We start from the raw sequence: 5029 nt of genomic DNA on the forward strand, positions 1-5029 counted from the left end.
GGGGAGGAGCGGTGGACAGGTCGGGGGCCTGGCGGAGCATCGCGCCGTGTAGGGCGGTCAGTTCCGCTCCGGGGTCGATGCCCAAGTCTTCGGCCAGGCGTTCGCGCAGGTCGCGGTAGGTGTCCAGGGCCTCCGTCTGGCGCCCGGCACGGTAGAGGGCGCGCATGTAGGCACTCCGCAGCCGTTCCCGCAGCGGCTGTTCGGCCACCAGGTCGGCCAACTCGTCGGCCAGCGAGCCATGTTCGCCAGGACCAGCCAGGTCCAGACGGAGCTCCGCCCGTATCTCCTGGGCCGTGAGGCGCTGTTCCTCCAGCCGCGTCACCGCGGCCCGCGCGAAACCCGCGTCCCGGAAGTCCGCGTACGCGGGCCCCCGCCACAGCGCCAGCGCCTCCGAAAGCCACTTCACCTTCGTACGAGGATCAGTACGAGGATCAGTACGCGGATTCGTACGCGGGTCGGCAGCGGCATACGCCGAAGACGTCAGCGCGGCGAACCTGCCCGCGTCCGTCGACTCCGCGGGCACCCGCAGCACATAGCCCGCAGGGCCGTACGCCACCAGCTTCCGCGCGCCCGGCTCCGCCTTCTCCAGGGCCCGGCGCAGCTGGGAGACCTTGGTCTGCAGGGTGTTGGCGGGGTTGCCCGGCAGGCGATCGCCCCACAGGTCGTCGATCAATACGTCCGCCGGGACCGACCGCCCCTCGTGCAGCAGGAGAACCGCGAGCAGCGCACGGACCTTCGGCTCGGGTACCGGGACGACCGCCCCGCTCTCCGTGCGCACCACCAGCGGGCCCAGCACCTCGAATCGCATGCCGCAACGGTAATGCGGGCCCGCGGCAAGGCGATCACCAGCCGCATCTGGGCCCACGGGCGGCGTCCGTGCGTGAACCGTCAGCGTTCCGTGCGCGGCCCCCGGCACGGTAGTCCCATCACCTCAGCCCAACCCCGAACACGAACACGAACACCGAACACCGAACACCGAACACCGAACAGCGAACACACAAGAGAAGGAACACCGCCATGACCAGCAACGTCACCACCGCGATCCCCGAGCCCGCCGAAGGCCAGATCCTCGTACGCAACACCTGGATGTCCGTGGACCCGTACATGCGCGGCCGCATGGACGACGTCCCCTCCTACATCCCGCCCTTCGCCCTCGGCACCGCCCTCGAAGGCAGCGCCATGGGCGAGGTCGTCGCGTCCAGGGCCCCCGGCATCCCGGTGGGCGCGAGCGTCTCGCACTTCCTGGGGTGGCGGGAGTACGCCGTGGTGGACGCGGCGGCGGCCACCGTCATCGACACCGCGCTCGCCCCCGAGGCCGCCTACCTCGGCCCGCTCGGCACCACCGGCCTGACCGCGTACGCCGCGCTCACCCGCACCGCACCGGTCCGTGAAGGCGACGTCGTCTTCGTCTCGGCGGCCGCCGGCGCGGTCGGCAGCGTCGCGGGACAGCTGGCCCGCGAGCTCGGGGCGTCCCGGGTGATCGGCTCGGCGGGCGGACCGGCGAAGACGAAGAAGCTGCTCGACACGTTCGGGTACGACGCGGCCATCGACTACCGCCAGGGCGGCATCGCGGAACAGCTCGCCCAGGCCGCCCCCGACGGCATCGACGTCTACCTGGACTCGGTGGGCGGCGACCATCTCGAAGCCGCCATCGGCGCCATCCGGACCGGCGGCCGCATCGCCCTGGTGGGTGCCATCAGCGGCTACAACACCACCGAGCCGGCGCCGGGTCCGAACAACCTCTTCCGTGCCGCCACCCATGAGGCGACCCTGCGCGGCATGCTCGTCAGCAGCCACTTCGACCTGTTCCCCGAGTGGATCGGCAAGGCCGCCGGCCTGCTCGCCGACGGCACCCTGCGCACCGAACAGACCGTCGTCGAAGGCATCGAGCAGGCGCCCGACGCCTTCCTCGGTGTGCTGCGCGGCGCCAACACCGGCAAGATGCTCGTCCGCCTGGGATGACCCCGAGGGAGGGTCCCCCGGAGGGATCAGCGCTTGAGGCCCACCCCGCCGAACATGGCCACGTCCTCAAGGCCGAACGCCGCATCCGCCTCCGCCTCCGCCTCCGCCTCCGGGCGCCAGCGGTTGCACGACAGCACGCCCGGGTCGAGGAGTTCGAGCCCCTCGAAGAACTCCTCAACCCGCTCGGGGGTGCGCTGGGTGAGCTTCGGTGTGCCGTTCTCGTTCCAGAACGCCACGGCCGCGTCCACGTCGGGCATCGCCGGGCTGGTGATGGTGTGCGAGAGGACCAGGTGGCTGCCGGCCGGCAGCGCGTCGAGCAGGCGGCGCACGATGCCGTACGCCTCGGAGTCGTCCTCGATGAAGATGACGACTCCGAGGAGGATCAGACCGACCGGCTGGTCGAAGTCCAGGGTCTTGGCGGCGTGTTCGAGGACGGCCTCGACGTTGCGCAGGTCCTCGTCGAGGTAGTCGGTCTTCCCCTCGGGCGTGCTGGTGAGCAGGGCCCGCGCGTGGGTGAGCACCAGCGGGTCGTTGTCCACGTAGACCACACGCGCCTCGGGGGCGAGGCGCTGCGCGACCTCGTGGGTGTTGTCCGCGGTCGGCAGGCCGGTGCCAATGTCGAGGAACTGCCGGATGCCGCACTCGGTGACCAGGTGGCTCACCGCCCGCCCCAGGAACAGCCGGTCGGCGCGGGCGTATTCGCCGATGCCGGGGTGCAGCGTGCGGATCTGGTCCCCCGCCGCCTGGTCGACCGGGTAGTTGTCCTTGCCGCCGAGCCAGTAGTTCCAGATGCGGGCCGTGTGCGGCTGGGTGGTGTTGATCCTGCTGTCGGCCATGGTGCGGTTCGCCTCCGTACGTGATCGAACGATCGATCCGCAGCGTACTCGGGCGGGTCAACCCGTAGGGCACTCACGCGAGTTGAAGCCCCCCTCGCCTCGACCGAACCCGCCGCCTCAGAGAATCACATGCGGCAGGAACCTCGCGTACTCGTCCGTGATCAGACCCGACGACTCCCGGATACCCAGCCCCGCCGACTCGTCCTCGACCACCCACGCGCCGAGCACGACACGGTTGCCGTCGAAGTCGGGCAGCGGCGCCAACTCCTGGTAGCAGCACGCCTCTTCGCGTACGACGGGTGGAGAGCCAGGCTCGTGCACCGTGACCCCGGCACCCTCTCGGCCGAGCAGCGGCTTGGCGACGTAACCCCGCTCCGAAGCCAGCTCGCGGGGGCCGTCGAGATAGGCGGGGAGGAGGTTCGGGTGGCCCGGGTAGAGCTCCCAGAGGATCGCGAGCAGCGCCTTGTTGGAGAGCAGCATCTTCCAGGCGGGCTCGATCCACAGGGTGGAGCCGGTGCCGCCGCCGTTGTCGAGGGTGTCCAGGACGTGCGGGGCGAACCGGTCGGTGGTGAGCCACTCCCACGGATAGAGCTTGAAGCAACTGCGCATGAAGCGGAGCTTCTTGTCGACGAAGCGCCGCGAGAGCCGGTCCCAGCCGATGTCCTCCATGGAGATCGCCTCGGTGTCGAGCCCCGCCTGCTCCGCCGTCTCGCGCAGATACGCGACGGTCATCAGGTCCTCGCCGAGCTCGTCGCCCGCGGAGTGCGCGAAGTACAGCGGGCCGCCCGGAGGAAGGAGTGCCGCCTGCTTCTTCCAGGCGTCGACGAGGCGTTCATGGAGGGAGTTCCACTGGTCGGCGCCGGGGAAACGCTCCTCCATCCAGAACCACTGCGGGCTCGCCGCCTCGACCAGGGAGGTCGGCGTGTCGGCGTTGTACTCCAGGAGCTTGGCGGGCGCTCCGCCACGGCCGTCAAGGCTGTCACGGCCGTCGTAGTGCAGGTCGAACCGGCCGTAGAGGGAGGGCAGTTCGGCGCGGCGGTGCCAGGCCTCGGTGACCGCTTCGGCCACGCGCGGGTCCGTGATGCCGAGGTCCGCGAGGCGGTCGTGCTCGACGATGTGCCCGGCCGCCGCGAGGCACATCGCGTGCAGCTCCTCGACGACCTCCTCCAGGGCCTCGACCTCGGGCAGGGAGAAGACGTAGCAGGCGGACTCGTCCCAGTACGGGCGGAGCGAGTCGTCCGGGTAGCGGGTGAGCGGGTAGATGAGCCCCTGGTCCTCGACGGTCTGCTGCCAGCCGGGGCGTGGGGTGAGGGTGCGGCGTTCCATGGTCTCGAACCTCGGTCTGTCCGGTTCCGGCTCAGCCGCCGCCGCTGCCGCTGCCCGAGCAGCCGAAGCCGTCGCGGTCGACGGCCTCGCTGCGGCTGAAGGTGCCGTAGTCGGCGTAACGGCCGTCGACGTCCGCGTCGTAGTACCACTCGGCGTCCATCCGGCCCGACTTGCCCGTTCCCGTTCCCGTTCCCGTTCCCGTTCCGGAACCGTAGGAACCGCCGCCGGTCTTGCAGTTCTTGTCGGCGACGATCTTGTAGCCGTTGATGTAGTCGTAACTGTCCCGGTCCACACACCGCTTGTCCGGCTCCGAGCCGCACGCGCTCAGGGCCGCCGCGAGGACACCCATTCCGCCGAGCACGACCGTGCTGGACCGCAGCCTGCGCCGCTGCTTCTCCGCTGCCATCGGTTCTTTCACTCCCCGTTGTTCGCGTACGCGTTGTTTGCGTACGCGTTGTTTGCGTACGTGATGTTTGCGTACGTGATGTTGTACGTGATCGGCGTTCAGCGTAGGGAAGCGCCCGCCCGCCCTGCCAACCGCCTCCGCCGAATCCCTGTCCTCTACAGTCACTTCGTGTCTCTTGGGATGATTTGCGCGCTCGGTTCAGCGGTCTGCTTCGGCACGGCCTCGGTCCTCCAGGCGATGGCCACGCGGGCGACCGCGCCGGGAACCGGGTCCGGGGTCGATCCCGCGCTGCTGCTGCGGGCGGTGCGCCAGTGGCGGTACATCGCGGGGCTCGGCCTCGACGGACTCGGGTTCGTGCTGCAGATCGTGGCGCTGCGCTCCATCCCCATCTACGCGGTGGGCGCGGCACTTGCGGCGAGCCTCGCCGTGACGGCGGTGGTCTCGGCGCAGCTGCTGCGGGTGCGGCTGAGCGGGCTCGAGTGGGGAGCGGTGGGGGTGG

Annotated in this window: 5 protein-coding genes and 1 pseudogene; 2 read left to right on the top strand and 4 right to left on the bottom strand. The window is 70.3% G+C overall.

Annotated features, from left to right (window positions below):
- Positions 1-808, bottom strand: an 808-nt coding sequence (locus E2651_RS41090) for an AfsR/SARP family transcriptional regulator (RefSeq protein ID WP_167829061.1), incomplete at its 3' end; no start/stop codon positions are given.
- Between the two features lie 209 nt (positions 809-1017).
- Between E2651_RS41090 and E2651_RS41095 the strand changes: the two genes are divergently transcribed.
- On the top strand, positions 1018-1962 hold the full coding sequence (locus E2651_RS41095; RefSeq protein ID WP_135336377.1) for an NADP-dependent oxidoreductase: 945 nt from the start codon (positions 1018-1020) through the stop codon (positions 1960-1962).
- A 26-nt stretch (positions 1963-1988) separates the two neighbouring features.
- Here the strand turns inward: E2651_RS41095 and E2651_RS41100 are convergent, their stop codons facing one another.
- From E2651_RS41100 to E2651_RS41110, 3 genes are all read right to left on the bottom strand, one after another.
- A complete protein-coding gene (locus E2651_RS41100; RefSeq protein WP_135336378.1) occupies positions 1989-2798 on the bottom strand; it encodes an SAM-dependent methyltransferase in 810 nt (269 codons plus the stop codon).
- A gap of 117 nt (positions 2799-2915) precedes the next feature.
- Positions 2916-4124, bottom strand: a complete 1209-nt coding sequence (locus tag E2651_RS41105) for a glutathionylspermidine synthase family protein (RefSeq protein WP_135336379.1) — start codon at positions 4122-4124, stop codon at positions 2916-2918.
- Positions 4125-4155: 31 nt separating this feature from the next.
- The gene (locus tag E2651_RS41110) at positions 4156-4530 is read right to left on the bottom strand and encodes a hypothetical protein (protein WP_135336380.1); all 375 of its coding nucleotides are present in this window, start codon (positions 4528-4530) and stop codon (positions 4156-4158) included.
- 180 nt (positions 4531-4710) lie between these two features.
- Between E2651_RS41110 and E2651_RS41115 the strand changes: the two are divergent.
- Positions 4711-5029, top strand: a pseudogene (locus E2651_RS41115) (hypothetical protein); the annotation flags it as partial.

Origin of the sequence: Streptomyces sp. MZ04, assembly GCF_004684775.1 — a bacterium.
Taxonomy (GTDB): Bacteria; Actinomycetota; Actinomycetes; order Streptomycetales; family Streptomycetaceae; genus Streptomyces.

Bases quoted from the DNA above. Each gene is read 5' to 3' on its own strand.
- E2651_RS41105 (WP_135336379.1), bottom strand. From the start codon at position 4,124: ATGGAACGCCGCACCCTCACCCCACGCCCCGGCTGGCAGCAGACCGTC.
- E2651_RS41110 (WP_135336380.1), bottom strand. From the start codon at position 4,530: ATGGCAGCGGAGAAGCAGCGGCGCAGGCTGCGGTCCAGCACGGTCGTG.
- E2651_RS41100 (WP_135336378.1), bottom strand. From the start codon at position 2,798: ATGGCCGACAGCAGGATCAACACCACCCAGCCGCACACGGCCCGCATC.
- E2651_RS41095 (WP_135336377.1), top strand. From the start codon at position 1,018: ATGACCAGCAACGTCACCACCGCGATCCCCGAGCCCGCCGAAGGCCAG.